25 protein-coding genes, 5 pseudogenes and 1 other annotated feature are annotated in these 26,784 nt (G+C 62.3%); of the genes and pseudogenes, 13 read left to right on the top strand and 17 right to left on the bottom strand.

Going from position 1 to position 26,784, the window contains the following annotated elements:
• Positions 1–51 precede the first annotated feature (51 nt).
• A complete protein-coding gene (locus tag PZL22_RS04300; protein ID WP_003532138.1) occupies positions 52–657 on the bottom strand; it encodes a general stress protein in 606 nt (201 codons plus the stop codon).
• 22 nt (positions 658–679) lie between these two features.
• Positions 680–981, bottom strand: a pseudogene (locus tag PZL22_RS04295) (PepSY domain-containing protein).
• A 195-nt stretch (positions 982–1,176) separates the two neighbouring features.
• On the opposite strand from PZL22_RS04295, the gene PZL22_RS04290 reads away from it, so the two are divergent.
• A complete protein-coding gene (locus PZL22_RS04290) occupies positions 1,177–1,323 on the top strand; it encodes a hypothetical protein (protein ID WP_003532136.1) in 147 nt (48 codons plus the stop codon).
• A 51-nt stretch (positions 1,324–1,374) separates the two neighbouring features.
• Positions 1,375–1,548, top strand: coding sequence for a DUF1328 domain-containing protein (locus tag PZL22_RS04285; RefSeq protein ID WP_284718172.1), 174 nt, complete (start codon positions 1,375–1,377; stop codon positions 1,546–1,548).
• Positions 1,549–1,665: 117 nt separating this feature from the next.
• Here the strand turns inward: PZL22_RS04285 and PZL22_RS04280 are convergent, their stop codons facing one another.
• Complete coding sequence (locus PZL22_RS04280) at positions 1,666–1,905, bottom strand: hypothetical protein (RefSeq protein WP_003532132.1); 240 nt, start codon at positions 1,903–1,905, stop codon at positions 1,666–1,668.
• 290 nt (positions 1,906–2,195) lie between these two features.
• Here PZL22_RS04280 and PZL22_RS04275 point away from each other — a divergent pair, with 290 nt between their 5' ends.
• Both PZL22_RS04275 and PZL22_RS04270 read left to right on the top strand, forming a co-directional pair.
• Positions 2,196–3,014, top strand: a complete 819-nt coding sequence (locus PZL22_RS04275) for a hypothetical protein (protein ID WP_033048936.1) — start codon at positions 2,196–2,198, stop codon at positions 3,012–3,014.
• Entirely contained in the window at positions 3,011–3,721 is a 711-nt protein-coding gene (locus PZL22_RS04270) for a metallophosphoesterase family protein (protein ID WP_003532130.1), read from the top strand. The genes PZL22_RS04275 and PZL22_RS04270 overlap by 4 nt, the downstream gene beginning before the upstream one ends.
• A gap of 75 nt (positions 3,722–3,796) precedes the next feature.
• Here PZL22_RS04270 and PZL22_RS04265 read toward each other — a convergent pair whose 3' ends face one another.
• The 7 genes from PZL22_RS04265 to PZL22_RS04235 all read right to left on the bottom strand — a co-directional run bounded on the left by PZL22_RS04265 (position 3,797) and on the right by PZL22_RS04235 (position 13,134).
• Positions 3,797–4,966: a zinc-dependent alcohol dehydrogenase gene (locus tag PZL22_RS04265; protein WP_127613900.1), complete on the bottom strand. Its 1,170-nt coding sequence runs from the start codon at positions 4,964–4,966 to the stop codon at positions 3,797–3,799.
• Between the two features lie 114 nt (positions 4,967–5,080).
• The gene (locus PZL22_RS04260; RefSeq protein ID WP_003532128.1) at positions 5,081–8,299 is read right to left on the bottom strand and encodes a beta strand repeat-containing protein; all 3,219 of its coding nucleotides are present in this window, start codon (positions 8,297–8,299) and stop codon (positions 5,081–5,083) included.
• A gap of 833 nt (positions 8,300–9,132) precedes the next feature.
• Entirely contained in the window at positions 9,133–9,768 is a 636-nt protein-coding gene (locus tag PZL22_RS04255) for a response regulator (protein ID WP_003532125.1), read from the bottom strand.
• A complete protein-coding gene (locus PZL22_RS04250) occupies positions 9,768–11,432 on the bottom strand; it encodes a sensor histidine kinase (protein WP_003532122.1) in 1,665 nt (554 codons plus the stop codon). The genes PZL22_RS04255 and PZL22_RS04250 overlap by 1 nt, the downstream gene beginning before the upstream one ends.
• Before the next feature lie 99 nt (positions 11,433–11,531).
• Positions 11,532–12,548 carry an SDR family oxidoreductase gene (locus PZL22_RS04245; RefSeq protein WP_284718171.1) on the bottom strand — a complete coding sequence of 339 codons (1,017 nt, stop codon included), beginning with the start codon at positions 12,546–12,548 and terminating at the stop codon, positions 11,532–11,534.
• Positions 12,549–12,644: 96 nt separating this feature from the next.
• Positions 12,645–12,836, bottom strand: coding sequence for a hypothetical protein (locus PZL22_RS04240; protein WP_003532118.1), 192 nt, complete (start codon positions 12,834–12,836; stop codon positions 12,645–12,647).
• A gap of 55 nt (positions 12,837–12,891) precedes the next feature.
• Positions 12,892–13,134: a hypothetical protein gene (locus tag PZL22_RS04235; RefSeq protein ID WP_013850199.1), complete on the bottom strand. Its 243-nt coding sequence runs from the start codon at positions 13,132–13,134 to the stop codon at positions 12,892–12,894.
• A 192-nt stretch (positions 13,135–13,326) separates the two neighbouring features.
• Between PZL22_RS04235 and PZL22_RS04230 the strand changes: the two genes are divergently transcribed.
• The 6 genes and pseudogenes from PZL22_RS04230 to PZL22_RS04205 all read left to right on the top strand — a co-directional run.
• Entirely contained in the window at positions 13,327–14,184 is an 858-nt protein-coding gene (locus PZL22_RS04230) for an SDR family oxidoreductase (protein ID WP_003532113.1), read from the top strand.
• 161 nt (positions 14,185–14,345) lie between these two features.
• Positions 14,346–15,275 carry a substrate-binding domain-containing protein gene (locus PZL22_RS04225; protein WP_284718170.1) on the top strand — a complete coding sequence of 310 codons (930 nt, stop codon included), beginning with the start codon at positions 14,346–14,348 and terminating at the stop codon, positions 15,273–15,275.
• Positions 15,276–15,748: 473 nt separating this feature from the next.
• Positions 15,749–16,942 carry an MFS transporter gene (locus PZL22_RS04220; RefSeq protein ID WP_003532107.1) on the top strand — a complete coding sequence of 398 codons (1,194 nt, stop codon included), beginning with the start codon at positions 15,749–15,751 and terminating at the stop codon, positions 16,940–16,942.
• A gap of 95 nt (positions 16,943–17,037) precedes the next feature.
• Positions 17,038–17,092: a sequence feature (sul1 is cis-regulatory element that is thought to sense ions involved in sulfur or methionine metabolism; They are found in Alphaproteobacteria), on the top strand.
• 66 nt (positions 17,093–17,158) lie between these two features.
• Positions 17,159–18,156: pseudogene (locus PZL22_RS04215) on the top strand (SulP family inorganic anion transporter); the annotation flags it as partial.
• 194 nt (positions 18,157–18,350) lie between these two features.
• On the top strand, positions 18,351–19,316 hold the full coding sequence (locus tag PZL22_RS04210) for an IS110 family RNA-guided transposase (RefSeq protein ID WP_284718169.1): 966 nt from the start codon (positions 18,351–18,353) through the stop codon (positions 19,314–19,316).
• 14 nt (positions 19,317–19,330) lie between these two features.
• Positions 19,331–19,816: pseudogene (locus tag PZL22_RS04205) on the top strand (STAS domain-containing protein); the annotation flags it as partial.
• Between the two features lie 279 nt (positions 19,817–20,095).
• Here PZL22_RS04205 and PZL22_RS04200 read toward each other — a convergent pair.
• Positions 20,096–21,475, bottom strand: a complete 1,380-nt coding sequence (locus tag PZL22_RS04200) for an alanine/glycine:cation symporter family protein (protein ID WP_003527829.1) — start codon at positions 21,473–21,475, stop codon at positions 20,096–20,098.
• 534 nt (positions 21,476–22,009) lie between these two features.
• A complete protein-coding gene (locus tag PZL22_RS04195; protein WP_003527838.1) occupies positions 22,010–22,219 on the bottom strand; it encodes a dodecin in 210 nt (69 codons plus the stop codon).
• A 288-nt stretch (positions 22,220–22,507) separates the two neighbouring features.
• On the opposite strand from PZL22_RS04195, the gene PZL22_RS04190 reads away from it, so the two are divergent.
• Positions 22,508–22,954 carry a PPC domain-containing DNA-binding protein gene (locus PZL22_RS04190; RefSeq protein ID WP_003527841.1) on the top strand — a complete coding sequence of 149 codons (447 nt, stop codon included), beginning with the start codon at positions 22,508–22,510 and terminating at the stop codon, positions 22,952–22,954.
• Positions 22,955–22,957: 3 nt separating this feature from the next.
• Here the strand turns inward: PZL22_RS04190 and PZL22_RS04185 are convergent, their stop codons facing one another.
• Positions 22,958–23,143, bottom strand: coding sequence for a hypothetical protein (locus PZL22_RS04185; protein WP_010974989.1), 186 nt, complete (start codon positions 23,141–23,143; stop codon positions 22,958–22,960).
• A gap of 166 nt (positions 23,144–23,309) precedes the next feature.
• A complete protein-coding gene (locus tag PZL22_RS04180) occupies positions 23,310–23,708 on the bottom strand; it encodes a hypothetical protein (protein ID WP_003527845.1) in 399 nt (132 codons plus the stop codon).
• Between the two features lie 580 nt (positions 23,709–24,288).
• Between PZL22_RS04180 and PZL22_RS04175 the strand changes: the two are divergent.
• Positions 24,289–24,549: pseudogene (locus PZL22_RS04175) on the top strand (helix-turn-helix domain-containing protein); the annotation flags it as partial.
• A 90-nt stretch (positions 24,550–24,639) separates the two neighbouring features.
• On the opposite strand, the gene PZL22_RS04170 reads toward PZL22_RS04175, so the two are convergent.
• Together PZL22_RS04170 and PZL22_RS04165 are read right to left on the bottom strand one after the other, a co-directional pair.
• Positions 24,640–24,924, bottom strand: coding sequence for a type II toxin-antitoxin system RelE/ParE family toxin (locus tag PZL22_RS04170; RefSeq protein ID WP_284718168.1), 285 nt, complete (start codon positions 24,922–24,924; stop codon positions 24,640–24,642).
• A complete protein-coding gene (locus PZL22_RS04165) occupies positions 24,914–25,162 on the bottom strand; it encodes a type II toxin-antitoxin system ParD family antitoxin (RefSeq protein ID WP_003527850.1) in 249 nt (82 codons plus the stop codon). The genes PZL22_RS04170 and PZL22_RS04165 overlap by 11 nt, the downstream gene beginning before the upstream one ends.
• Before the next feature lie 617 nt (positions 25,163–25,779).
• Between PZL22_RS04165 and PZL22_RS04160 the strand changes: the two are divergent.
• A pseudogene (locus PZL22_RS04160) lies at positions 25,780–25,905 on the top strand (IS481-like element ISRm20 family transposase); the annotation flags it as partial.
• Between the two features lie 83 nt (positions 25,906–25,988).
• Here the strand turns inward: PZL22_RS04160 and PZL22_RS04155 are convergent.
• A complete protein-coding gene (locus PZL22_RS04155; protein ID WP_003527860.1) occupies positions 25,989–26,783 on the bottom strand; it encodes a class I SAM-dependent methyltransferase in 795 nt (264 codons plus the stop codon).
• Between the last annotated feature and the right edge of the window lies 1 nt (position 26,784).

The following is a 26,784-nucleotide window of genomic DNA, read 5'->3' as shown; positions in this document are numbered from 1 at the left end:
TTGCGGACCCGAACGGCAGTGTTCAGCCGTGCCGCGGCAGCGGCACCTGCGCTACAGCGCCGGGCGGCTGAGGCGTTCGCGTTCGCGTTCGATCTCGTCGAGGCTATAGGGACTGGAGGCGGTGTCGAACCGGGTCCAACCATCCTCCGTATAGGCGCGGCGCCGGACCGATATGTCGACGGCGTCGCGATTTCTCAAAATCCCGTCCGCCTGTGCGACCAGGGGCTCCTCGGTCCTGACCACCACCAGCGTGCCGCCTCGGCGTACGCCTTCGGCGTAAAGATGCGCATCCTCCTCCTCGATCCCGGAATCGGTGAGCGATCCGATGATGCCGCCGGCCGCCCCTCCGGCGAGAGCGCCGGCCGCCGCGCCTGCGGCAGTCGACGCCAGCCACCCAGCCGCGACCACGCGTCCGACCCCAGGTATGGCCATCAGGCCCAGGCCGGTCAAAAGCCCCAGCGTGCCGCCGCCCACGGCGCCCAGACCGGCACCTGCTCCGGCACCGCTTGCTGCAGCGGAGCCGTCGCCCGAATAGCGGTCGCCCGCATTGTTGGCGACGATGCTTATATTTTCGGAAGGAAACCCTGCCGCTTCGAGATCGCTTACGGCGCCTCGGGCTTCGCCGTAATCGTCAAACAGCCCTGCCACGGTTCTCATTGCCTTCTTCCTTTGTTTGACGTTAAAGCGCGACTACGTTGCCCTGAAAATCGAGAGTGACGGAAACGGATTTGCCGTCCTTCATCGCGGTTGCCGCCTGATACCCTTGTCGTCGAGCTTCAGCTCCTTGACGTCCGTGTAGCCCGCCTCCTGCATCCGTTCCCGTGCCTGGTCTTCGGTGAAGCTGTTCTTGCCGGGGACAGGCGCCGTCGGGTTTTGCGTGTCGGGAGTGGCGATGGCCGGGGTGTTGCCGGCCGTCTGCGCGAAGGCCGGCACTGCCGCAGCGCTCAGCAGCACCGCAACGCCGAAGACGATGTTCTTCATGGCCTTTCCTCTCTCGGGGGCCTCATTCGGCCAACCAAACCGTCCGGGCCAGATTTGGTTCCGCCGGCAGTCGCTGGAACAATGGAAGGAAAGCGGACCGGCGCCGCCGGCTCGAAGCCCGGACGGAACTTTATCGCCCTTCCCCGGTTGCATCCGCTCTGCTGCCGGTTTCGGTACAGCGCTGGAGGATGCGAGATGGCTACGAACGTAAAGGACGGCAAGACCGCCAAGAGCTCGAAAGGGACGCATGGCGGGAATCGTGCAGGCGATCAGGCGAAGAAGGACGACGTTAGGAAAAGCAGCCAGGCGGCCGGCAAGGATCCGAACCGGGGCAGCCGCTGAACGGCTGCGCCACGACGACCGCAACGCAGGAACTGAACGGAAGGAGTGATTATGCTGAAGTGGGCACTGATTTTCTTCGTTGTTTCACTGATAGCCGGGTTCCTCGGGTTCTCCGGCGTCTCGGCCGCGACGGCGGGGATCGCGAAGATACTTTTCTACATTGCGGTTATATTCTTCCTCGTTTTCCTCGTACTGGCACTGGCCGTGGGAGGTGCCGTGACCTAAAGCACTTCCAGGGTCATTGTGTAACGGTTTTCATTGTGCGTAATCGCAGAATATAACGGCGTTTCGCTGCTTCAATGAAGCAGCGAAACGCCTTGGGCGAACGCGACAGTGCTCCGGTCAATGCAAGCTCTTGGAGTGACTGCGCAGGAGTGATCTTGCCTCCATCGCCGAACTCGGCCGCATGGCTGCAACATATTGCTCGGTCAACTCCAACATGGCGAGCGCTATTTCCTGCCATGACCAGCCCGCTTCCTCGGCCAGCGCCGTAAGGACCAGGAACTCGTCCTCCATTGCGCGCTGACACTCAAGCTCCCGGCTGTTTTGCTGGGTGTGGATCGTAGGGCTGATGACAGGCATATGCTCCTCCCTCAGCGGCGCATCAATAGACGCGCGCAGTCGCTGTAGCGCTTTGATTTGCCTAGTAATTTTGCCCTTCGCTTCCGCTCCGGGCGCTCATGCGGTAGCTGGCAGACAAACGCCATGACGTGGCCAGCGGTTCCATCACGTTCGCGCCTTGGTGCATCCCAGCTAAAGTAACGGACGCAAAGTGCGCGGGCTTGAGGGGATGCAATCCCCGCCTTGCGCAAGCGGAACTTCCGAAAGACTGGCGTGTTGTCAGGGAAGTCTCGTTCATTTGGATGACCAGCATGACGTCAGTGCCCCCGCGCTCCCCTTCGGAACACCCGTCCGAGCCGCTCGCGCTGCCGCGTCTCGTCGACGAGGAAGCCGAAGCATTCGTTGCCGAGGCGATTGCCGAGCTGGGTCGGTCGCAAATTCCGTTCCTGATCGCGGGTACCTTCGCCGTCAGCGCCCATACCGGCATTTCGAGGCCGACCAAGGATCTCGACGTCTTCTGCAAGCCGGGCGACTACACCCGCATCCTCAATCATTTCAAGTCGCTTGGATATGCCGTCGAAATCGAGGACGATCGATGGCTGGGTAAGGTCTTCAAGGGGAAATCCTTCTTCGACGTCATCTTCTCCTCGCCGAACGGAACCATGATCGTCACCGACGCCTGGTTCGCCAATGCTCTGTTGATAGAGATCGGTGCCTCCACCTGTGCGATCGTCGCGCCGACGGAACTCGTCTGGTCCAAGGCCTTCATCCAGCTTCGCCACCGCTACGACGGCGCCGACGTCGCGCACCTGATCCTGAAGGCACATGACCGAATCGATTGGGCAAGATTGCTCGGATACATGGAAGCGCACTGGGAGGTCCTGCTCATCCACCTGCTGAACTTCCGATGGATCTATCCCTCCGAGCGCGACAAGGTCCCGCTCTGGCTGATGGACGAGCTCTTGAGCAGGCTGGCGGCGCAGAGAGACCTTCCACTGCCCCTGACGAAGATCTGTCGCGGCCGGATGTACTCGCGCCCCGACTACGAAATCGATGTGAAGGAATGGGGTTTCGCCGATGTCGGCGGCGACTCCGACATCAGCGCAGAAACTGAGGATACGGAGTCATGAGCAAGTTGAAGGTGGCTGCCGTGGCGGACCTGCATGTGAAGGAGGACCGATCGGTCTCCTATACGGACCTCTTTGCGGAAATTTCGCGCGCCGCGGACGTGCTGGTGATCGCTGGCGACCTGACGGATCTCGGCAAGCCTGCGGAGGCGGAGCTTCTCGCCGCCGATCTGAAGTCCTGCACGATCCCGGTCGTCGCGGTGCTCGGAAACCATGATCATCAATGCGATGCGGTGGAGGAGGTTTCGTCGATCCTTGTCAGGGCGGGTGTGCATCTTCTCGACGGTCAGAGTGTCGAAATTTCGGGCGTCGGCTTCTGCGGAACCAAAGGTTTCATCGGCGGCTTCGGCCGGCATATGCTGGGCGCCTTCGGCGAAGCGGCGATAAAGACCATGGTCAAGACAAGCGTCGACGAGGCCATGCGGCTGGAAAACGCCTTGAGGGCTACCAGGGCGGAGCGCGCGCTCGTGGTTTTGCATTACGCGCCGATCCCTGAAACCGTTGCCGGAGAACCGAAGGAGATCTATCCGTTTCTTGGGTCGTCGCGGCTCGCGGAGACGATCGACCGCTTCAAGGTGAGCGCCGTCGTTCACGGCCATGCGCACCAGGGCGCCTATCAGGGGCAGACGCCCGGCGGCGCCCCCGTCTTCAACGTCGCCGCCCATGTGGAGAAACCGACGGGCAGGCCTTACGCCATACTCGAGCTCTGAGGCACTTCAGGAGCACTTCAGGAAAAGTGTGTAGCGGTTTTTCGTCCGGCGCTGCGCAGCATCAGAGGGGTCTTGTCACGGCCTCAGGACGACCTTGATACAGCCGTCCATTCTTTCCGCGAAAGTCTTGTAGAGTTCGGGGCCGTCGTCGAGCCCGCCGCGGTGGGTCACCACGAAGGACGGATCGATCTCGCCCTTCCGGATGCGGTCCAGGAGCGAAGGCAAATAACGCTGAACGGGGGTCTGGGCCATCCGGAGCGTCAGGCCGCGGTTGATCGCCGAACCGAGCGGTACCTTGTCGAGATAGCCGCCATAGACACCGACGACGGAAACCGTGCCGAAATTCCTGCAGCAATGGATCGCCTGTCGCAACACATGCGGCCGGTCCGTTCCCATGAAGGTCGCCACCTTCACGCGGTCGACGAGCGAATCGAGGCTTGCCCGGCTGTCGGCCTCTGTGCCCACGGCGTCGATGCAGGCGTCTGCGCCCCGGCCGTGGGTGAGCTCCATGATGCGGTCGTAGATATCCTCAGCCATGTAGTCGAGCGTCATGGCGCCGGCGGACTCGGCAAGCCTCAGGCGCTCCGCGATCGTATCGATGGCGATGACGCGTTCGGCGCCGAGCAGGAATGCCGACCGGATCGCCATCTGTCCGACTGGGCCGCAGCCCCAGATCGCAATCGTCTGCCCGGGTTCGATGTTGCAGAACTCCGCCGCCATGTAGCCCGTGGGGAAAATATCGGAGAGGAAGAGCGCCTGCTCGTCCGTGAGTTCGTCGGGAACCTTGATCGGCCCGACATCTGCGTGCGGCACGCGCAGATACTCCGCCTGTCCGCCGCTATAGCCGCCGAGGAGATGGGAGTAGCCAAAGAGGCCCGCCGGCGAATTGCCCCAGAGCTTCGCCGCCTTTTCCCGGTCGGGATTGGTTCGCTCGCAGGCGGAATAGAAGCCTTTCCGGCAGAAGAAGCACTCGCCGCAGGCGATGGTGAACGGAACGACCACCCGGTCGCCGACCTGCAGTCCGGTCGCGCCCTTGCCGACCTCCACGACCTCGCCCATGGTTTCATGGCCGAGGATGTCGCCATTCTCCATCGATGGAATGAGGCCGTGAAAAATATGAACGTCCGATCCGCAAATCGCACAGGCGGTGACCTTGATGACGGCGTCGCGGTCATCTTCGATCTTCGGATCGGGCACGCTCTCGCAACGGATATCGCCTTTGCCGTGCCATGTCAGGGCTTTCACGTCGGAGCTCCTTGTCGATCGCTGAAAGAAAAAGAAAAGGACGGGGCGCGCTGCTCGTCCTTTCACGTTCCTCCAAACACGGAGCTTGTGCAGGTGTTCCCTGGAGCCGGGCGATCACACGACGAGCACGAAATCTCCCGCGGTCAGGCTCGGATGCGTCGAAAGCACCGCGAACTGCACGGCCGTGTGACCGGAAAGGCTGCCGTCGGCGTCGTAGTAGAGCGCACCGCTCGTCGTGTCGTAGATGATCTTCTGGTTCGCGTTCTGCGCCGCCGTGGCATCGGCCGCCGCGTAGAACTGCGTCGCCGCCAGCGTCCCGCCACTCAGCGTGGTGAAGACGCTCTTCGACAGGAAGAGCCTGTCTCCGGCGGTAAAATCCAGAACCGTGTCGACATTCGTGGAACCGAGAGCGAAGTCGAACTGGAAAATGTCCGCACCCGCACCACCGAAGAGGATGTCGCTTCCGCCGCCGCCTGAAAGGAGGTTCGCGTTCGCATCGCCGCTCAGGCTGTCGTTGCCGGTCCCGCCCCAGATGTTCTCGACGTTGCGAATCGTGTCCTCGGCCACGCCCCCGACCGTAACGGTCGTGTAGGTAGCGCCGTCGAGTGTGACGGAGACCGATGCGGTCTTGTCGCGGTAGCTCGCCGTGTCGGAGGCCGCCCCGCCGTCGAGAATGTCCGCTCCGCCGCCGCCCGTGAGGAGGTCTTTGCCGTCATTGCCGTTGAGGGTGTTGGCGAGGCCGTCTCCGGTCAGCGTATCGTTGCCCTTGCCGCCGAACACATTCTCGATATTGCGGATGGTGTCTTCGGCGACGCCGCCGACGAAGACGAAGCTGTCGGTGCCTCCCAAGAGCGCCACCTCGACAGACGCCGTCTTCTCCCGGTAATCGGCCGTATCCACGCCCGCGCCGCCGTCTATGAAGTCGGCGCCGAGAGCTCCCCGGAACATATTGCTTGCGGCATCGCCGACAAGCGTGTCGGCACCGGACCCCGAGAGAATATTCTCCACACCGCGGATGGTGTCTTCGGCTGTGCCGCCGACGAGAACGGCTGCGCTCGCCGTGCCGTTCAGCGTGACGGAGATCGCATCGGTTTTCTCCAGGTAGTCCGCGGTGTCGACGCCATTGCCGCCGTCCAGCACGTCTTTGCCGAGACCCCCTCTCAGCGTGTCGGCGCCGTCATTGCCGGCCAGCACGTTGGCCAGGCCGTCTCCGGTGAGCGTATCGGCGGCCGAGCCGCCTGCGATGTTCTCGAAGTTGCGGATCGTATCTTCGATCACGCCGCCCACCTTGACGGCTACAGGGGTGGCGCCGTCGAGGGTCACAACAACCGATTGCGTCTTGTCCCGGTAATCGGCCGTGTCTGCCCCGGCACCGCCGTCCAGACTGTCGGCGCCAGCGCCGCCACGTATCGCATTGTTGCCGGCGTCGCCGGTCAGCACGTCGGCACCGGCACCGCTGAAGATGTTCTCGATATTGCGGATCGTATCCTCGGCAACGCCGCCGACCGTCGCAATAGCGTCGGCTGCGCCCGCCAGCGTCAGGACGACACCTGCCGTCTTGTCGCTGAAGTCGGCCGTATCGGACCCCGCGCTGCCGTCGATGGTATCCTGCCCACCGCCGCCCTTGAGAATGTCGCCGCCGCCGCCGCCCAGGAGGACATTGGCCTGCGAGTCGCCGGTCAGCACGTCCGCGATGGCGCTGCCCGTGACATTCTCGATATTGCGCAGTGTGTCCTCCACAGCGTTGCCAACGATCACCTTCGCGTCGTTGGCGCCGTTTAGCGTCACCGCGATCCCCTTGGCGGAAGCCGAATAGTCGACCGTGTCGTTGCCCGCCCCGCCATCGAAGACGTTCTGGAGCCCGTCGCCTGCGAACACGTCATTGCCCGAGCCGCCGATGACGTTCTCGATGTTGCGCAGAGTATCCTCCGCGACGCCGCCGACGAAGACCGTCGCCGCGTTCGGCCCGGCCAGTGTCACGACTAGCGATGCCGTCTTATCACTGTAGTCAGCCGTGTCGCTGCCGTCACCTCCGTCCAGCACGTCGGCGCCGAGGCCGCCGCGGAAGGTATTCGCCGCGGCGTCACCGGTAAACTGGTCGTTGCCGGATCCGCCGGTGATGTTCTCGATGTTCCGAACCGTATCCTCGGCCGTTCCGCCGACGGCCGCAATGGCGTCGACTGCACCGTTCAGGGCAAGCACGACGGATTGGACCTTGTCGCTGAAGTCTGCGGTGTCACTGCCGCCGCCGCCGTCCAGCACGTCGGCACCCAGGCCGCCGCGAAACGCATTTGCAGCCGCATCGCCGATGATCGTGTCGCCGCCCGAGCCGCCCACGATGTTCTCGATCTTCGCGATCAGATCCTCGGCAATGCCGCCGACCGTTACGGTAACGGGATTGCCGCCGTTCAGCGCCACGGCGATCGCCGCCGCCTTGTCGCTGTAGTCGGCGGTGTCGCTGTCTTCGCCGCCGTCAAGGGTGTCTGCGCCGCCTCCTCCCTTGAGCCAGTCGTTACCGCGCGCACCCGAGAGCTTGTTTGCCGCCGCATCGCCGCTGAGCGTGTCGTCCGCCGTCCCGCCGACGATGTTCTCGACATTGCGGATCGTGTCCTCGGCGACGCCGCCGACGAAAACCGTAGCCGCATTCGCGCCGCTGAGCTGTACGACGACTGAAGATGTCTTTTCGCGGAGATCGAAGGTATCGATCCCGGTGCCGCCGTCGGCCGTGTCGTTGCCGGCGCCGCCGGACAGCGAGTCGTCATCGGCACCGCCATTGAGAATGTCGTTCCCTGCTTCACCGCGGAGAATGTTGGCTCGGTCGTCACCGGTCAGGATGTCGTTGCCCGAACCGCCATAGACGTTTTCGAAGTTGCTGATCGTGTCCTCGGCGATACCGTTCACGAAGACCGTTGCGAGTGTCGCCCCCGCCAGGGTGACCACGACGGAAGTCGTCTTGTCGGTATAGTCGGCCGTATCGTTCCCGGCGCCGCCGTCGAGGACGTCGTTTCCACCGCCGCCCCTGATGAGGTTGTTCTGCGCGTCGCCCGTAATAGTGTCGTTTCCGGAGCCCCCGTAAACGTTCTCGACGTTGCTGAGAGTGTCGTCGGCCACGCCATTGACGAAGACCGTCGCGGCGGTCGCACCCGTTAACGTGACTACGACGGAAGTCGTCTTTTCGCTATAGTCGACCGTGTCGACGCCCGCGCCGCCGTTGATCACGTCGGCGCCTCCAAGTCCCTGAATGAAATCGTCACCGCCGAACCCGCTAATCACGTCGTCTAGATCAGTGCCTATGAGGACATTGTTTCCGGCTGTGCCGTTGATGACTGCCATGGGAATTCCTCCCTAAAATCTCCCCGGCGGAGCGACCAGGATGTTGCTCCAACGCTTAGAGGATTGCTGACGTAAAAGAGCCGAGCATTGGTGATGTTGCGCGCTCCCCTGAGTGCGCGAGGCTCGCGCGGTCATTCATTTGGTACCGGCGCGGGATGAGAAATATGTGCGGCTTGTCGCGCGGTTCCCGCTCAATTCAATATAGATTTCGTGCTGAGCTTGGGGCGTCGACTCGAAACATCGTGATTTCGACAATTCCTTTTCTACGCAAGACAATCTCGCGGATACTGGCACCGCAGACGCGTGTTGGAAATATAGCAAATGATATAGTGCAGGTGGGACGCTGCGCCGATCGGGCGCTCTGCGGCAGCGAGCAGTCGTCAGGCGCGTCGATGTTTCGGACGCCGGCAGCGAACTGTCGCCACCACCGCTCTTGCCCTGGAGACGAGCATATAGGGTTCACTATATTTCGGCCTACATGCTTTGGTGCGACGATGCGTTCGTGAAGGGTTGCAACTTCACGGACGACAAAGCCGAACAACGACGCGTCCTCAGTAAACCGTCGCCTTTTATAGGAAAGGGGCCACCTATGCTTACACAAAGGAGAATTGTTTCCGTATGCGCACTGGGAGTATCCTTCCTGCTGGTGCTTCCGCTTGTATCGATTACTGTATTCGACGGATCTTCCGACAAGGCCTTCGCGGACAGCCGCGATGTCGGCCACAAGAAGGGCGACAAAGGAAAACAGGATAGCGGCGGTTGACCGGCACCGACTTATCGCAAGCTCCATGCCAGCTCGGAGGCTCAAATGCCTCCGTTTTTTTTCGAGCGGCTCAAGATCTCAAGGGATTGGTGTACTGAACATGAAGCGCAGCAAGCGTGGCGCGATTGCTGATGTCCAATTTGCGAAAGATGTTGTGCAGGTGGATTCCGACCGTACCTTCGGAGGTTCCGAGCCTCGACGCGATCATGCGGTTGGAGAGACCGCCGCAAATCAGCGCTGATATCTCGCGTTCTCGCGGTGTAAGCAGACTGAACCTCTCCAGCGTCGCGTCGTTACTGACCTGAGACGCATTTGCCATCAGATCGGCCGGCAGCCACTTCCCGCCCATGGCGACCCGCCGCATGCAGTCGAGCAGCGCTTCCGGCGCATATTCCTTCAGGAGAAGCCCAGAGAGCCCCATCTTCAGCGCTTCCGCGATCTGCGGACCGCTGATCGTCGCGGTCAGGAAGATCACCCTCGTCAGCCGCCGCGTGCCGCGGATCGCCCTCAGGATTTCCAATCCGCCCATGCCCGGCATGGCCACGTCGAGGACGGCAATGTCCGGCTGGAGGCGGGATATGAGCGAAATCGCTTCGACGCCACTTGCCGTTGCTCCGACGACGTCGAAGTCCGGCGCTGCGGCGATGATGTCCTGCAATCCTCGCAGGAGCAACGGGTGGTCGTCGACGAGCAACACCGAATGCATCACCTGACCTCCAGCTTCAGCGGTAGCGCGATCTTGAGCCCGAGGCCCGGAGAATTCCGGCAGACCGCCAGCTTTCCGCCAAGCTCCGCCACCCGCTGCGACAGCGAAAGGGGATTCATCTCGAGTTCACCCGGTATTCCCGTGCCGTTATCGGTGATCTCCAGGTTCAGGAGCTCCGCGGTCCTGGCAAAAGCTATCCGCAACAGCGTCGCTCGTCCGTGGCGCACCGCATTGCTCGCGGCTTCGGAGATCAATTGCATTATCTCGTAAAGCATCCATTTGGGCACCACGAGCGGCGCGGGTCCGTGCGACACGTCGATTGCGCAATTCCACTGCGTTCTCAACAGGTCGAGAAATTCCGGAAGTTCCTGCTCGAGCTTGGCGAGATTGCCTTCCTCTCCCGGTCGGTTCTCATCCACGAATTTGCGGACACATTGCTGCTGTTCGAGGATGAGCGACCCAACCTCGGTCAGCTGCGTCTTCGCGCCATCCGGGATTCCTTCTTCGATCAGTTTCAGTTTGAGACGCGCCGCAGTGAGGTTCTGAAGCACGCTGTCATGCAGATCGCGGGCAAGGCGCATGCGCCCCTCCGAACGGGCGGCCTGGATAAGAGCGACACGCTCGAGCTCCGTCCCGACGCGGGTGGCGATGATCTGAGACAGATCTTTCGTGTCGTCGGCGGCGTTGGCGAAGCTGACCACGAAAACGCAGCCGCGATATCGAACACTGGAGAAGGCGGCGGAAAATACCTTGAGATCCGATTGCTCGGTGTTTGCGTGGATTTGGGGCAAATCGGCGAAGAGGCCATTCAGCGCCTCTCCGCTCCTGCGACCGCGTCCCTCGTAGTGATCGGGATCGTGACGACGCCAGAAGTCGGTGTGCCTGAGGTCGGCCAGTTGGAGCGTACCGTTGGCCCAGTATGCTACGCACCCCGATTCGAATTCCTGCTCGCGCCAGATGACGAGCAGATGCGCATCGCCAAGAACGCCGGAAGCATGTTCCAACAGGATGCTCAGCCACGACACCCGGTCCTCGCCGATTGCGCCCGGCGGCCACTGCGCGAGTTGCGCAAGGCGCTGCCGGCTTCGTTCGCGATAGGCTCCGAAATAGCCGAGCGTCGCGGCGACGAGCACGAAATAGATGGACCGCATGATGAAGACGTTGAGTTCCGCGTCGCCGTCGAGAAGGTCGGGAAGGCCGACCACGAGTTGGACGAGAAGGGCGATCAGTGCTCCGAGCGCGGCACCCTTCAAACCCCAGCGCATCGTCATCGCCAGGATGACGAACGGAAGTATAGAAAAGAACGGGCTCGCCAGTTCGTTCGTCAGAAACGTCAGCCAGCCGACGACCGCCGCGTCGATACCATGGATCAGAAGGTGCACCGGGCTGATGAACGAGTACCGCAGCGGGAAGATCACCAGCGCAATTGCGAGGAGAAGGTAGAGGCCGAGAACGACGCGAGACTCGTAAAGAAGCGAGTTCGGCCGAGTGGGATCGAGATAGATCGCCAGGATAGCGAACGCTGCCGTGATCACGCGACCGAGGCAGATTAGGCGTTCCGGATCGGTGCGCAACAGCCACTCGCGCGCCAGCCCGGCAAATTCCCTGGCGGGGCGGTGAGCGCGCGCAGGCGCGTCATTCCGGGTCGGCTGCGTGATCGCCATGCGCAACTCTGCCTTCGCGCGATCGCGGAAGTGAAAATTTATATTAGTATGTCGCGATCTTCACTGCGAATGCGGCGAAAGTCAACGATCCGATGCCGCCTAAGCGCGCCTGAAGAGACGCGCGACGCTGGAGCGGCCTCGGCCGACGGGCGCGCGCGACTTGCCGAGGACCAGCGCGGCGACGGCAATGCCTAGCACGCAGACAGCGGCTGTCGTTGCGACCGGGACCCGGCGGGACGAGCGTAGCCCGCCGTCTATGCCCCCGGGCTCTGCCGGTGCCCTGAACAGATTGCCATGGCTCCTCGCCACGCGCGGCGCGCGGCTCAGATAGCGCGATGTCAGCTTCGCCATGAGCCGCGGGGTCATGTTCGGCGCGACGAAATGCGCAAACCGCGTCAGGTCGGCGACGAGGCCGACGGTCAGCGAATTGCGCGGGCGTTCCGCCAGGCGCACGGTCGCCCGGGCAGCGCGGCGCGCATTGTAGACGGGCGGGGGAACGCTGAGCCTGCGACCGGTGTAATTGGCGCCGTGCCCGACCCCGGGTGTGTCCATGAAGGTCGGGTAGACGTCGCAGATGTGAATGTCGCGTTCGTCCGCGAGCTCCGCCCGTAGAGCTTCGGAAAAGCCCCTCAGGCCGAATTTGCTGGCGCTGTAGGCCGCGGCAAAGGGTGCAGAGGCGAAGCCGCCGAGCGAGATCATGTTGATGAAAATGCCGTGTCCCTGCTTGCGGAAGATCGGAACCGCCGCATGCGCGTCGTTGAGATGGCCGATCAGGTTGGTGCGGATGACCTGTTCATGCGCTTCGATCGGCGTTTCCTCGAAGCGGCCGACGGCGCCGACGCCAACATTGCTGAACCAGACGTCTATCTTGCCGAAGCTCATCGCCTTCCTGGCCAGGTCCTTGACCGCCTCGGCATCCGTCACGTCGGTCGGGGCGACGAGAACCTCCGCCCCGAGTTCCCGGCAGGTTCTGGCCACCTCGTGAAGCGCGGCCGCATCGCGGGCCGCCAGCACGAGCTTCGACCTGCGCCGAGCAAAGGCCTCGGCGGTCGCCTGTCCAACCCCCGACGAGGCCCCGGTGATGACGACCACTGCATCTTCGAGAGAATTCAACATACTGCTCCTCCATCTGCAGTCGGCAACCGCATCGCAAGCATCGCCCCCGCCGCGTGTGGAACCGCGAGCTACAGAAGATGTTCCGGCGCCGGCCGGCTAACGCTTCGTCTTGCCGGCGTCAGAAACCTTGCCGCGATGCGGATCCTTTAGGTTCTCGCCGACGGCGTCCCGGTCGCGTTCCGGATCATCCTTGGCGGGAAGGTATCCTCTCGGGCGCGTCTCCTTCGGTCCTTCCCACCGCGGCGACTGCTCGGTGGTGCCGGGCGCGCCTTCCTTTGGCGTTTTCATCGTCATTCTCCATTAAGCTGCGAGGCGAACCGATCACTGGGCATCTGGATCGCACTCATTCCTGGTCTTTCATGTCGGGTAGGGGATTGCGCTGGTCGGCATCCTCCAGGTCGGACTTGACGATGTATTCATCCCTCTTCAGGCGCGCCGCCTCCCGCGCGGCCTTGGCGTTCGGGATATCGTCCGGTTCGATCGGGGGTTTGTCGGCCCCGGGGCGCAGGTCGCTGTCATTCTCGACAGGCCGTTCCACAGTCTTCACATCAAGGGGGGCGGCCGATGGGCGCTTGGCTCTCTCCATCTTACTCTCCTGCTTTTTTTGGGTCAGGAGGGCAACGTGAAGCCGTAGGCGAAGTTCCATCGGCGGTCTTCTCAATCCTCCCATGGCCCGGAACAAAGCCAGTCTGCTCGAGTTAGGGCCGCGTACTCGCCGGGACAGCCCAGCGATGCCGATCGCCATTCTAGAAGGAGTCTTGCGAAGGAGTTCGTGACCATGGAAAAATTTCCGCACCCTCCCTTTCCCCGCCAAACCCAGGAAATGCCCGGCACTACCGATCGGATGCAGCCGCTGCCCGATCACGGGGAAAACTCCTACCAGGGTTCCGGACGCCTGAAGGACAAGAGAGCCATCATCACCGGCGGGGACAGCGGCATCGGCAGGGCCGTGGCGATCGCCTATGCGCGCGAGGGAGCGGACGTCCTTATCAGCTATCTGAGCGAGCATGACGACGCGATGGCCACCAAGGCTCTGGTGGAGGAAGCAGGTCGCAAGGCCGTGCTTGCCGCCGGCGACATCCAGTCGTCCGACCATTGCCGCAGGATCGTCGAAACGGCCGTTCGGGAACTCGGCGGCATCGACATTCTCGTCAACAATGCAGCCCATCAGGCGACCTTCAAGAACATCGAAGACATCAGCGACGAGGAGTGGGAGCTGACATTCCGCGTCAACATGCACGCCATGTTCTACCTGACCAAGGCAGCAGTGCCGCACATGAAGAAGGGCAGCGCGATCATCAACACCGCTTCCATCAATGCCGACGTTCCCAATCCGATCCTACTCGCCTATGCGACCACCAAGGGCGCGATCCACAATTTCAGCGCCGGTCTCGCGCAGATGCTGGCCGAACGCGGGATAAGGGTGAATGTCGTGGCCCCGGGCCCGATCTGGACGCCGCTGATCCCCTCCACCATGCCCGAGGATACCGTCGCCAATTTCGGCAAACAGGTGCCGATGAAGCGACCGGGCCAGCCCGTGGAACTCGCCTCGGCCTATGTCATGCTGGCGGATCCGATGTCGAGCTACGTGTCGGGCGCAACGATTGCCGTGACCGGCGGCAAGCCTTTCCTTTGACCGGACGCCGGCCTTTGATTCACCGCCATGAAGTGGTGCCGTCGCGCCGATAAGCCTCCACCGAAATCAAGAATGAAACGTACATTTCATTGTTGATTTTCTTCAGAACCTGTATTCCATTTACACACGGATTCTGAAGTCCAGCTGAGGGAGGTTTATCCATGAAACATCTATTGTCCGCCGCGGCCCTGGCTCTCGTTGCCGGCAGCGCCCATGCCGAGAACGTCGGCATCACCATCGCCCGTTCCGACAGCGCGTTCCTCACCATTCTGCGAAACGGCATGCAGGACCAGGCAGCCAAGCTCGATGGCGTCACCGTCCAGGTTGAAGACGCGCAGAACGACACGAGCCGGCAGCTCGACCAGGTGCAGAACTTCGTCTCTTCCGGGGTCGATGCGATCATCGTCGTCGCGGTCGACGGCGACAGCACGCCGGCGCTGACGAAGATGGCGACCGACGCGGGGATTCCGATCGTCTATGCGAACCATCCGCCGGCCGATGTCGACAAACTGCCCGAGACGGCGGCCTTCGTCGGCTCCAACGAGATCGATTCCGGCACGCTCGAGACGAAGGAAGTCTGCCGGCTGCTCGGCGGCAAGGGTGCTGCCTATGTCCTCATGGGACCGCTCAACAATCACTCCTCGCTTACGCGCACGAAGGACATTCATGACGTCATCGCCACCGACGAATGCAAGGGCATGAGTGTCATCGAGGAGCAGAGCGCCAATTGGGACCGGCTCGAAGCCGCCAACATCATGACGAACTGGCTTTCGACGGGACGGGAATTCGATGCCGTCATCGCCAATAACGACGAGATGGCGATCGGCGCGATCCAGGCAATGAAGGCGGCGGGGGTCGACATGTCGAAGGTCGTAGTGGGCGGCATCGACGCGACGCCGGACGGCCTGGCCGCCATGGCCGCGGGCGACCTGGACGTAACCGTCTTTCAGAACGCCATCGCTCAAGGGGCGGCCGCAATGGACGCCGCGGTCGCGCTTTCGCGCGACCAGAAGACCGCACGGCAGATCTGGGTCCCCTTCGAACTGGTGACGCCGGAGAACATGAAGGACTACGCTACCGCAAATCAGTAAAGCGGTCGTTTGGAGGCACGATAGGGATGCCATGTTTGATGCCCCTCATCCGCCTGACGGCACCATCTCCCCGTCTTGACGCGTCAAAACGGGGAGAAGGGACAAGTGGCACGCCCTGAACATGCCTCGAATGCGAACGGACATCGCGGCCACACCCGGCGGTGAAGGCTTGCGGAACGCGGCCGCGAGTCCCTTTCGCCCCGCTTGCGGGGAGAAGGTGGCCAGCAGGCCGGATGAGGGGCGGGTTACAGAGGCAACGTTCGAACGAGGTCGGCCATTCCCCGCCGCGCTGACGCCCATCCTCTAGGCAACGCAGCCCACCATTCGTGAATTTCATTCACAGGCATTGCGACTGGCGAGGTGCTTATCGCAGCCGCCCGGCTGCAGCATATTGCACTGCGAAAACATCAACCATCGCCAACGTCTTCTAGCCCGTATCGCCTTCGCGAACGGCGGGCGGAAAGGATTTTGCCATGCCTTTGGCCATCTTCGCATTGACGATCGCGGCCTACGCGATCGGAACCACCGAATTCGTGATCGTCGGTCTCCTGCCGACGGTCGCTACCGACCTCGCAATCACGCTGCCGCTTGCCGGCCTCATCGTCAGCGTCTACGCGCTCGGCGTCACCTTCGGCGCGCCGGTCCTGACGGCGCTGACCGGGCGGATCGAACGCAAGCCCCTGCTTCTCGGCCTGATGGCGCTCTTCATCGGCGGCAACACCGTGGCGGCCCTGTCGCCGAACTATGAAGTGCTGCTCGTCGCACGGGTGCTTTCGGCCTTCGCCCACGGCGTCTTCTTCTCGGTCGGCTCGACGATCGCCGCCGATCTCGTACCGGAGAACCGCCGCGCCTCTGCGATCGCCATGATGTTCATGGGGCTCACGGTCGCGATCGTCACCGGCGTGCCGATCGGCACCTATATCGGCCAGGTCTTTGGCTGGCGGGCGACCTTCTGGGGCGTCTCCGGCCTCGGCGTCGTCGCCTTTGCCGGTATCGCCACCCTGCTCCCGGGCACGCTCGCCAAGGCCGCTCCGGCGAGCCTTCTCGACCAGGTGCGGGTGCTCGGCTCCGGCCGTCTGCTGATCGTTTTCGCCATGACCGCGCTCGGCTATGGCGGCACCTTCGTCGCCTTCACCTTCCTGGCGCCGATCCTGCAGGAGGTCACCGGTTTCTCCGAACGGAGCGTCAGTCTGATCCTCGTGCTCTATGGCGTCGCCATCGCCATCGGCAACATCGCCGGCGGGCGGATCGCCAACACCAATCCCGTCAAGGCGCTGATCGGCCTCTTCCTTCTGCAGGCGCTCGTGCTGGTGATCTTCTCGTTCACCGCCGTTTCGCCGGTCCTGACGCTCGTGACGCTCGCCGCTCTCGGTTTTCTCTCCTTCGCCAACGTGCCGGGCCTGCAGCTCTATGTGGTGCAGCTTGCGATGGAGCACCGCCCCGGTGCCGTCGACGTGGCCTCGGCGCTCAACATTGCCGCCTTCAATCTCGGGATCGCGCTCGGCGCCTGGCTCGGCGGCATGGTGGTCGACTCTCCCTTCGGACTTTCCGCCACCCCATGGGTGGGCGCTATCCTCGTCTCCGGTGCGCTTCTGCTGACGCTTTGGAGCGGCGTTCTCGACCGGCGCGGCGCGGTATCAGGCGAACCCGCCACTGTCACAGGCTGAGATTTGCAGCAGACGGGCGCTGCCGCCGGCCTTGCGGCGGCGCCCAATTCGTCATTGCATCGGCAACAGCCGATCCGTATAAAGCCGGAACTCACCCTGGACCCGGTGTAACTCCGGTGGCTCTTCTGGCCGCCGATCCGCCAGACAACGCAACAGCATCAACCCTTGACGAGCCGGTTCCCGCCGGCCTGGTGTGCTACTCTTGCGAAGAAAATCATGAAAACGACGATTACCAGCTATAAACGCGAATGGTTCTCCAACATCCGCGGTGACGTCCGGGCATTGTCGTGGCGCTTGCGCTGATACCGGAGGCGATCGGCTTCTCGGTTATTGCAGGCGTCGATCCGAAGGTCGGCCTGTTCGCCTCCTTCGCCATTGCCTGCGTTTCCGCCTTCGCCGGCGGCCGCCCGGGCATGATCTCGGCGGCGACCGCCGCCACCGCCGTCCTGATGGTCACGCTCGTCAAGGAACACGGCCTCGAATATCTTTTTGCCGCCACCCTGCTGATGGGGCTCATCCAGATCGCCGCAGGCTTCCTGAAGCTCGGCCGGGTGATGCGCTTCGTCTCCCGTTCGGTCATCACCGGCTTCGTCAATGCGCTTGCGATCTTGATCTTCATGGCGCAGCTTCCGGAACTCATCGGTGTGCCGCATGTCACCTATGCGATGATCGCGGCAGGGCTCGGGATCATCTACCTCTTTCCCTATGTCACGAAGGCGGTTCCCTCGCCGCTCGTCGCGATCGCCGTGCTGACCGCGGTCGCCTTCTGGACCGGAATGGACGTCCGCACCGTCGGCGACCTCGGCGCATTGCCGTCGAGCCTGCCGATCTTCGCGCTGCCGCAGGTGCCGCTCACCTTCGAGACGCTGCAGATCATCTTCCCCTACTCGGTGGCGCTTGCCGCCGTAGGGCTGCTCGAATCCCTTTTGACCGCTCAGATCGTCGACGACATGACGGACACGACGAGCAACAAGAGCCAGGAATGCATCGGCCAAGGCGCAAGCAACATCGCCTCCGGCCTCATCGGCGGGATGGGCGGCTGCGCCATGATCGGCCAGTCGGTGATCAACGTGACCTCCGGCGGACGCGGGCGGCTCTCGACCTTCGTCGCCGGCGCCTTCCTTCTCTTCCTCATCCTCGTCCTCGACGACCTCGTCCGCATCATTCCGATGGCCGCACTCGTCGCCGTGATGATCATGGTCTCGGTCGGCACCTTGCATAAGAAATGTTGTAAAGGATTCGGTATGCCTTTGGCCGGGCGGCCGCCCGGCCAAAGGCGCCGACCGTCGGATCGCCGGCACCAGAACCTTTGGGGGTTACGGAGAAGCAGGATCGCGGTCGGTTCCTCATCGTGGCCCGAATGGTTGCTGGAACAACCTGGTTCGTATGCAAGGCAGGGACGACAAGGATGACCGAGATTAGCATGAAAGCGGCCGGTATTGATACCGGGAAGATATGGCTTGATGTCGCCACCTACCCGGTGAGCGACAAACAGAAAGTGCCCAACAACGCCGACGGCTGGCAGACTCTGGCTGACTGGCTCGAGCGGCAGGGGATCGGACGGGTCGGGATCGAAGCGTCCGGCGGATATGAGCGCGACGTGATTGCGTATCTGCATCAGAGAGGCTTTGAGGTCGTCCTGCTGCAGCCGCGGCAAGTGCGCGCTTTCGGCCTCTATAAGCTGCGCCGAGCCAAGAACGACCAGCTCGACGCCGCGCTGATCGCCGAGTGCGCTGCCCGTTCGGATGCGCGATGCCATGCGCCGGATAGCCGGCTGATCGCGTTTGGCGAATGGCTGCTGTTCATCGAGCAGATCGAAGCCGATATAGCCTGCCTCAAGACCCGCCGCGAGCGTTTCACCGACAGGCGGATCCTCGAGGAGATCGATCGTTCCATCGGTGAGCTCAAGAGCCGTTGCAAAGCCCAGCTCGCGCTGTTGCAGGCCGCTGTCCGCGAGCATGACGATCTCGCCCGGAAGCTTGATCTGATCGAAAGCATCGACGGCATCGGCATCTGTACGGCACTCACCCTGGTCATTCTGATGCCCGAACTCGGCAGGGTCGACCGTGAGGAGATCGCCGCGCTGACCGGCGTGGCGCCTTTTGACGACCAGAGCGGCAAGCGTGAAGGCGAGCGCCATATCGCCGGCGGACGGGCGCGCGTCCGCAGGGCCCTGTTCAATGCCGCCTTACCGGCGTCGCAGCGCTGGAACGAGACGCTGGTTGAGCTCTACGACCGTCTCACCGCAAAAGGCAAATCCCACAAAGCGGCGCTCATCGCCTGCGTCCGCAAACTCATCATCTTCGCCAACACCGTCGTCAAGCGCCAAACCCCATGGACGAAAAGCGCGCCACAACAAAATTCTTGCGCTTAGTCTAATGGTTGCGCTTCTCCTGGCGCTCCATCCTCGACCTGCGCCGCAATCCCCTGCCCTCCTCCGTCGTGATGTTGGCAACGGTCGTCACCACCGTCGGCACCCACGATCTCGCAAAGGGCGTCCTGGTCGGGGTGCTTCTGTCGGGGGTGTTCTTCGCCGGAAAGGTCGCCCGCCTCTTCCATGTCCGCTCGATGCTCGACGAGAGCGGAGAGGTGCGTACCTATCATGTCGACGGCCAGATCTTCTTCGCCTCGACCGAGGGGTTCATCGCCGCCTTCGACTTTGCGGAACCGCTGGACAAGGTTGTCATCGATGTCGGCGAGGCGCATCTGTGGGACATCACCGCAGTCGGCGCACTGGACAAGGTGGTGCTCAAATATCGCCGCCACGGTGTCACCGTCGAGGTGATCGGCCTCAACGAGGCAAGCGCTCATATGCTCGACCGCTTCGCCGTGCACGACAAGAGCGAAGGCACGGCGCTCACCGCAACACATTGAATCCATGAGACCCGGGTCGATCGATCGACCCAGGTCTCGCCCACATGGACACGGTTGCCGTGCCGGCGAGCACGGCTCGACTTTCCGCTGCCCGATCTCCGCGCGATTTCCGCCAACTCAGTCCTTCCGGCCCCGCCTCTCCAGGACGAACAGTTCACGGAAACGCTGCAGAACCCGATGATTCAGGACGGGTCGACCTGAAATCATGGACGTGATCGACTCCTGTAGTTGGAGTGGGATGCGCGCGGAAAACCGCTGCGCACCTTTGCTCTGGATCAGCTAGCCCTGGCTTTGCAAGGCCACTCCCGCGCGGGCGCGTTCTTCGGCAAAGTAGTCACGCGTCAGTTGGGCGATGACCGGGGACAGGAGCAGCAACGAGATCAGGTTGGGAATAGCCATCAGTGCGTTCAAGGTGTCGGCCACCAGCCAGGCAAAGTCGAGGCTGAGCGTGGCGCCGAAGAACACTGCGACGGTCCACACGATGCGGAACGGTATCGCGCTCACGGTTCCGATCAGGTATTCCCAGCACTTCTCGGCATAGTAGGCCCAGCCGAGGATCGTCGTGAAGGCGAACAATGCCAGTGAGATGGTCACGAGATAATTCCCGTAGCCGGGCAGCGCCGCCTCGAACGCCGCAGAACTCAGAACCGCTCCGGTTTCGCCCGATGCCCAGACGCCCGACACCATGATCGCCAGACCCGTCAGGGTGCAGACGATGATCGTGTCGATGAACGTGCCCATCATGCCGATGACGCCGGAGAAAACGGGATTGGCGGTCGAGCCGGCAGCCTGTGCGATACCGGCGGTACCGAGACCCGCCTCGTTCGAGAAGATGCCGCGCGCCACACCCATGCGGATCGCCATCAGCACAGTGGAGCCGAGGAAGCCGCCGGTGGCCGCCGTCGGGCTGAATGCCTGGGTGAAGATGGTGGCGATGGCCTGCGGAATGTTACCGGCAAAGACGACGAGGACGGCAGCCACGCAGACGAGATAGAAGATCGCCATGAAGGGCACGACCTTCTCGGCCACCGCGCCGATTCGCTTGATGCCGCCCAGGATCACCGCACCCGTCAAGACGGTCATCACGATGCCGCTGATCCACGTCTCGATGCCGAAGGCGTTCTCGACCGCACTGGCGATACCGTTGGCCTGGACCATGTTGCCGATACCGAAACCCGCCAGTCCGCCGAAGATGGCAAAGGCTGTGCCCAGCCACTGCCAGTGCTTTCCGAGTCCATTCTTGATGGCGAACATCGGTCCGCCGGCGTGTTCGCCTTTGTCGTCGACCTCGCGGTATTTCACCGCTACGACGACCTCGGCGTATTTCGTCGCCATTCCGACGAAGGCGGTGACCCACATCCAGAACAGCGCACCGGGTCCGCCCACCGCGATAGCGGTAGCGACGCCGGCGATGTTGCCCGTGCCGATGGTGGCCGACAGCGCCGTCATCAGCGCGGCGTAGGGCGTAATCTCGCCTTCGGCGGCCCTCCCCGGCCTGCGGCTTTTCAAGATCATGCGGAAGCCATAGGCCACTTTGCGGATCGGCATGAAGCCCAGGCGAAGCTGAAGATACAGACCGGTGCCAATGATCAGCACGATCATAGGCACGCCCCAAACGATGCCGTTGAGCCAGTTAAAGAATTGGTTGAGTGCTTCCACGAGACTGCTTTCCTCCCTGGTGCCATGTCTTTCCGCGAGCCTGAGCACGCCTGCGGCCTGACTAACTTCACCGGCGAATATTGCAAGCCGTCTTGTTCATGGGCCACAGGCACCTCGAACTCATTCCGCTCGAGGATGGCCCGGGTGTCCCCCGTCTGCGAACACGCAGGCGGTACCCGTGGAGCCGGTTCGTCAGGCGCGATGGATACATGCCGGCCCCCTTGGGACCGCGATCATACATAGAAGTCGACGTTGGTGAATTTCATAGTTCGAATGCTTCTATTTATGAAATTGATGATGGCCGGCAGATCGGCATGGGAAAGCGGCGCGGCCGGCACGAAACTGTCAGTACTCGGCGCGCGAACATACATAGCCATTCAGCCGTCAGTCGGCCCTTAGGAAAGGGCCGACACCCGGCATCGCCGGCTTCCGCATGGGTGCCGGCGTCTCTTCTCGTGGCAATCGCAGGCAGGTGGAACCCGCGGAACAAGTCGGGGCGGAATGTCGCATCCCGTTCTCGGCGCCGTGCGCACCTCAATCGTCGATGCGGAAGCCCACCTTCATCACCACCTGGTAATGCGCGACCTTGCCATTCACGATCTGGCCGCGAATTTGGTCCACTTCGAACCAGTCGAGATTGCGGGTGGTTTTCGAAGCACGCGAAATCGCCCCTTCGATGGCCTCGTCTATCGAGTTCGGCGAACTGCCGATCAGCTCGATCTTCTTGTAGACGTGCTCGCTCACGGTTTCCTCCTGAAGGATTCTGGTTTGATTCCAGGCTCGCCGGATCTCCTTGTTGGCGCGGCAAGGGACGGCAGCAGATCGCCGCCAGGGACAATCATGCCCCCGTTCGGCGCGAACCGCCAGCGTTCGAGGAAAATCGGCGTGCCACGCTGGGCCGCTGGCCGCCATCGGGATCAAAATGCTCTATGACGCTCGCGGAGATGCCGACACTTGATGAACGGTTGGGGCTTCGCTCAATCTGGAACAGATCGTCATGGTAAAAGTTCGGGCGGAGACGAGGGCAAATTGATGAAACAGAAACTTTTGGCGCAAGACGCGAGCGAACGTACCTTCATTCTCGTACTCGAGGAGGGCGACGAAGCATTCTCGGCTATTTCGGCCTTCGCAGCCCAAACGGACATCTCGGGCGCCTCGGTGACGGCGATCGGCGCCTTCAGCAGTGCCACGGTGGGCTTCTTCCGTATCGAAAGCAGAGATTACCGGAAGATCCCCGTAGCGGAGCAATCGGAAGTTCTGAGCGCGATCGGCGATATTGCCCGCGACGAAGCCGGCCGCCCGAGCCTGCATTTGCATGCGGTTCTGGGATTGGAAGACGGGTCGACACGTGGCGGGCACCTTCTCGAGGGTTACGTCCGTCCGACCCTGGAGGTCATCATCCGCGAAAGCCCGACTGGATTGTGCCGGCGCAAGCGACCGGAACTCGGGATCGCGCTCATCGAGCTCGACGCTGAATGAGGCTCAGCTTTTCGCACTCGAATTCGGGTTGCGCTTGTCTTCCCGGCTGACCTCGCCTTTTGAGGCTTTGGAACCGCCGCCCCATTCTTTCGCCTTGCGGGCCTCGTCGCCGCCTACGTGACCCGGTTGGTTCTTCTTGGCGGTGCCGCTTTCGCCCTTGGTCTTGGGACGGTCCGGTTTGTGTTCCATCTCGGTGCTCCAATGCTTGTTTCTGGCCGGCACGCGCCGGCAACCTTCGACACGGCGACCGAACAAGCGAGAAACCGATCGGTTCCTCGCAAAGCATGCCGCGATCTCCCGACTGCGGACTCTCTACCTGGACGCACATCGTATCCGGCAGGACGGGCCGCAATTTTCACCAGGGCCGCCAGCCGCTTGACCAGTAACGGCCCTTCAGATCGCTCAGCCGGTCCTCGATATCGGCGATCAGGTCCTCGATGCGCGAGGAGCTCCGCGAATGCCAATAGGGCCGGCTGGTCCCTGCAATGAGCAGCCCCAGAAGACCGACCACGACGAGTGCCGTCCAGGCGGGATGTTCCCTTGCCATCTCGCCGGCCCTGCGGCCGGTGTCCGCGATGGCCCTGCCGGAATAGATGCCGAGATCGGAGAGCTTTTCGGTCAGCGCATTGACCTGCTCGCGCAACGATCTGACTTCCTCTTCCATGCTTGCCTGGTCCGGAACGCCCACCGATCCGTTCTTCGTATCGACCACGCCGCGCGGTATGGTGGATCCGAGTCGCTTTTCCTGTGCCATATGCTCATCCTCCGTGTCTGGGTCCCAACTTGTCAGAGACAGCAACCCGGAAACGGCGGCCGGGGGCCCGGAGTTCCTTTTGAGGTCGAATTTGGATCTGATGACGCCTGAGCAGGCGGATTAGGCAACAACGGATTTAGAGCGGGATGAGGAAAAGTGTGTGCGGTTTTCCGCCCGCATCCCGCGTCACGTTCATGTTTTTAGGTCGACCCGACCTAGCTAAAAACATCGTGATCCAATGCCTGTTGAGATTCATCTTGAGTTTATAACGGCTGCTGCGAGATGATGATGGCGTTGGTGCTCTGGTGGGTTTGTCGGCACGTAGGGCGGTACGGACAAGATTGCCGAGCGCGTCGGTCAGCGCGGGGAGGACTGCAATCTCACCTCCTCATCTCTGTGCTTGTCACAAAAGATCCAGCAGCGCCGCGTCTGCGGCGCGGGGAAGAGTTCTTCCAGCCCAAGGACTTGGGCTGGCTGGATCCCTGTGACAAGTTTTTAGCCCGGGGACATAACTGACGGGTGTTCGGGGTGATGGCTGACACGTCATACTGGCATGGATTTGGCTTCGGAGGGCTATTCCATGCCGTGGCGAGAGGTATCGACGATGGGAGAGCGGCGGGAGTTTGTGCGACTTCCGCTTGAGGAGGGTGTGAACCGGCGGGAATTGTGCCGGCGGTTCGGGATCAGCCCGGATATCCGCTATAAATGGCTTGCGCGGTGGGAAGCCGGCGACGGGGAGTTGGCGGATCGCTCACGGCGCCCGCATATAAGCCCGATGCGTTGCAACGAGGCGGTAGAGGCCGAGGTGCTTGCGATGCGCGATGCGCATCGGGCTTGGGGGACGTGGGCGGATGATTACATGCTGACAGGTAAACATGATACCCTGCCCTACTTCGACGCTTCGCGCGGCCGGCCGCTTCTACAAATGCCGTTAGGCATCCATCCGGCCATGCAGGATGCGGATGATGTCGATCCGGTCGCCGCGATCCCGAAAATAGACGATGTGCGATCCTGCCGGGTATTTGAGATAACCCGGTCGCACATCGACATTGCGGCCTTTCTTCGTCCCTGCGGCCAGTCCCTCAAATGCAGTGTAAAGCTGGTCTTGGTAGGTCTCCGCCTGTTCCAGAGACCAGCGGCGAGCCGTGTAGCGCCATATCTTCCGAAGATCGGCCTTGGCGGCAGGAGCGAGCCGGAAAGGCAGCTCAGTCGCCATATTCGGCGCGCATTTCGGCTTTGAACGCTTCGTTGTCGAATGGCTCTGGCTCGCCGGATTCTTCGCCCTCGATCAAAGCCGCTTCCAGCGCCCTTACCTTCGCCTCGTGTTCTTCCAAAAGCCGAAGTCCAGCCCGCACAACGTCGCTGGCGGAGCCGTAGCGGCCGGTTTGCACCTGGCTGTCGATGAAACCGGCGAAGTGATCGCCAAGGGAAATAGATGTGCTTCTAGCAGCCATGGACATATCTCCTTGTTGAAGCGCAATATACCAGCAGTTGCCATTTTTTGGCAAGATCGGTCTAATGATGCTTACATGCAGCTATGTAAGCATCATGTCTGCCCGCTAACTCGCCACCCTCTCGAACGACTGGGAAATTGTACTTCGCGAAAAGCAGGTTCAGCGCCTGGGCCACAAGCCTCTCCTGCGGAATCCGCTTGCCCTTGTCGTCGCGGGTTCGGAAGCTGACTTCTTCCAGCGTCTCCCAATAGGCCGGCGGCAAATGGTGGGTTTTGGCCGTCTTGCCCGCGACGGCGGAATGTAGGTTCCCGCCGGCTGCGGGCTGCTGGCGCGGCCGCCGGCTGCTCGGCCGCCTTGATGGTGGTCGCTAGGAGGGAAGGCTCGCGACTCATGCTTTCATCCTTTCGTGCTTACTTGTAATCATGCTTGCCTGTTCCGAAAGGAAGCTGAACAGGCCGGCGACTTCCTGGGCGGCACTTCCCTGCGGCTCCAACTCCTGTGGCGTCTGCCCCAAAGGCTGGTGCGTCCTCGTAGGATTTCGGGCGGGACACATGGATGGGCGCGACTGGTACGTTGAACCGATCCGTGTTCGCTGCGGCGTCGTCCGCCGCACTGCCCCCGGCGACCGCGACAGCCACTATGGTGTTTTCTTCGCTGCCCATCACATCGCGACAATCAACTTGACCAACAATCAATCGGTCAGTGATGTATCCGAACAGACGTCCGTTATGTCTCCGGGCTAAACAACAAGCACAGGGATGAGGTAATCAAACAAGCGCCGCGGGTATCCCAAATCTCAACGGGCCTTAGTGCGTTGGGAAGTGATCTACCTGCGCCCGGCATCTCCCGAAGGCCGCGAGCAGACGAGGAAGAACCTGCGGTAGAAGAACGTCCTCAGCCTGTTTCTGAGATCGGCATTCCTGCGCTGGGCCGCCGCGATCGGGCGGCGGGATGGCAACTCTATGTTCTCGAATCCCGCCTCTTCGATCAAAGGGAGAAGTCTTTCGACGGTGAGGCCGTCGCCGAAGGGCAAACGCTCCATGATCGTCGCATGGCGTTCGCTCATGGCCCCGTCGTAATGCGGGTCGTGGCCGATGATCTGCTCGAGGGCAGCCACCGCGATTGACGCCAGACGGCCGAGCGGCGTCGGTTTCGACCAGTCTCCGTCGAAGACGAGCAGCCTGCCGCCCGGCTTCAGCAGGCGGAACCATTCGGCGAAAGCCTGCTCCGGCTCTGTCAGCGTCCAGACGAGATGCCGGCAGACCACGGCATCATAGGTCTCGTCCGGCTCCATCGTGCGCTCGGCATCGGCCAGAATGAAACGGACCCTGTCGTTCCCTGCGTGCTTGCGCCGCGCGACGGCGAGCATGGCCTCGGAGAAATCGAGCGCCGTTACCTCGTGGCCGAGCGAAAGGAGCACGTTGGTCACCTCCCCCGTCCCGCAGGCGAGTTCGAGAACCTTCAGCGGCCTCGCTCCCAGCGCATTGCGCATCGCTGCCGCCCAGGCGTCGAGCTCCGGCCCCGGCGGGATGCGATGGCCGAAGGCGAGGTCGAACGTTTGCGACCGCTTCGACCAGTATTCGCGGATATCTTCCTTCAGGTCGTGGTTGCGCATGTCCATG

The sequence above is a fragment of the Ensifer meliloti genome, assembly GCF_030064585.1.
Lineage (GTDB): Bacteria > Pseudomonadota > Alphaproteobacteria > Rhizobiales > Rhizobiaceae > Sinorhizobium > Sinorhizobium meliloti.
This window is presented reverse-complemented; position numbering and strand designations above follow the sequence as displayed.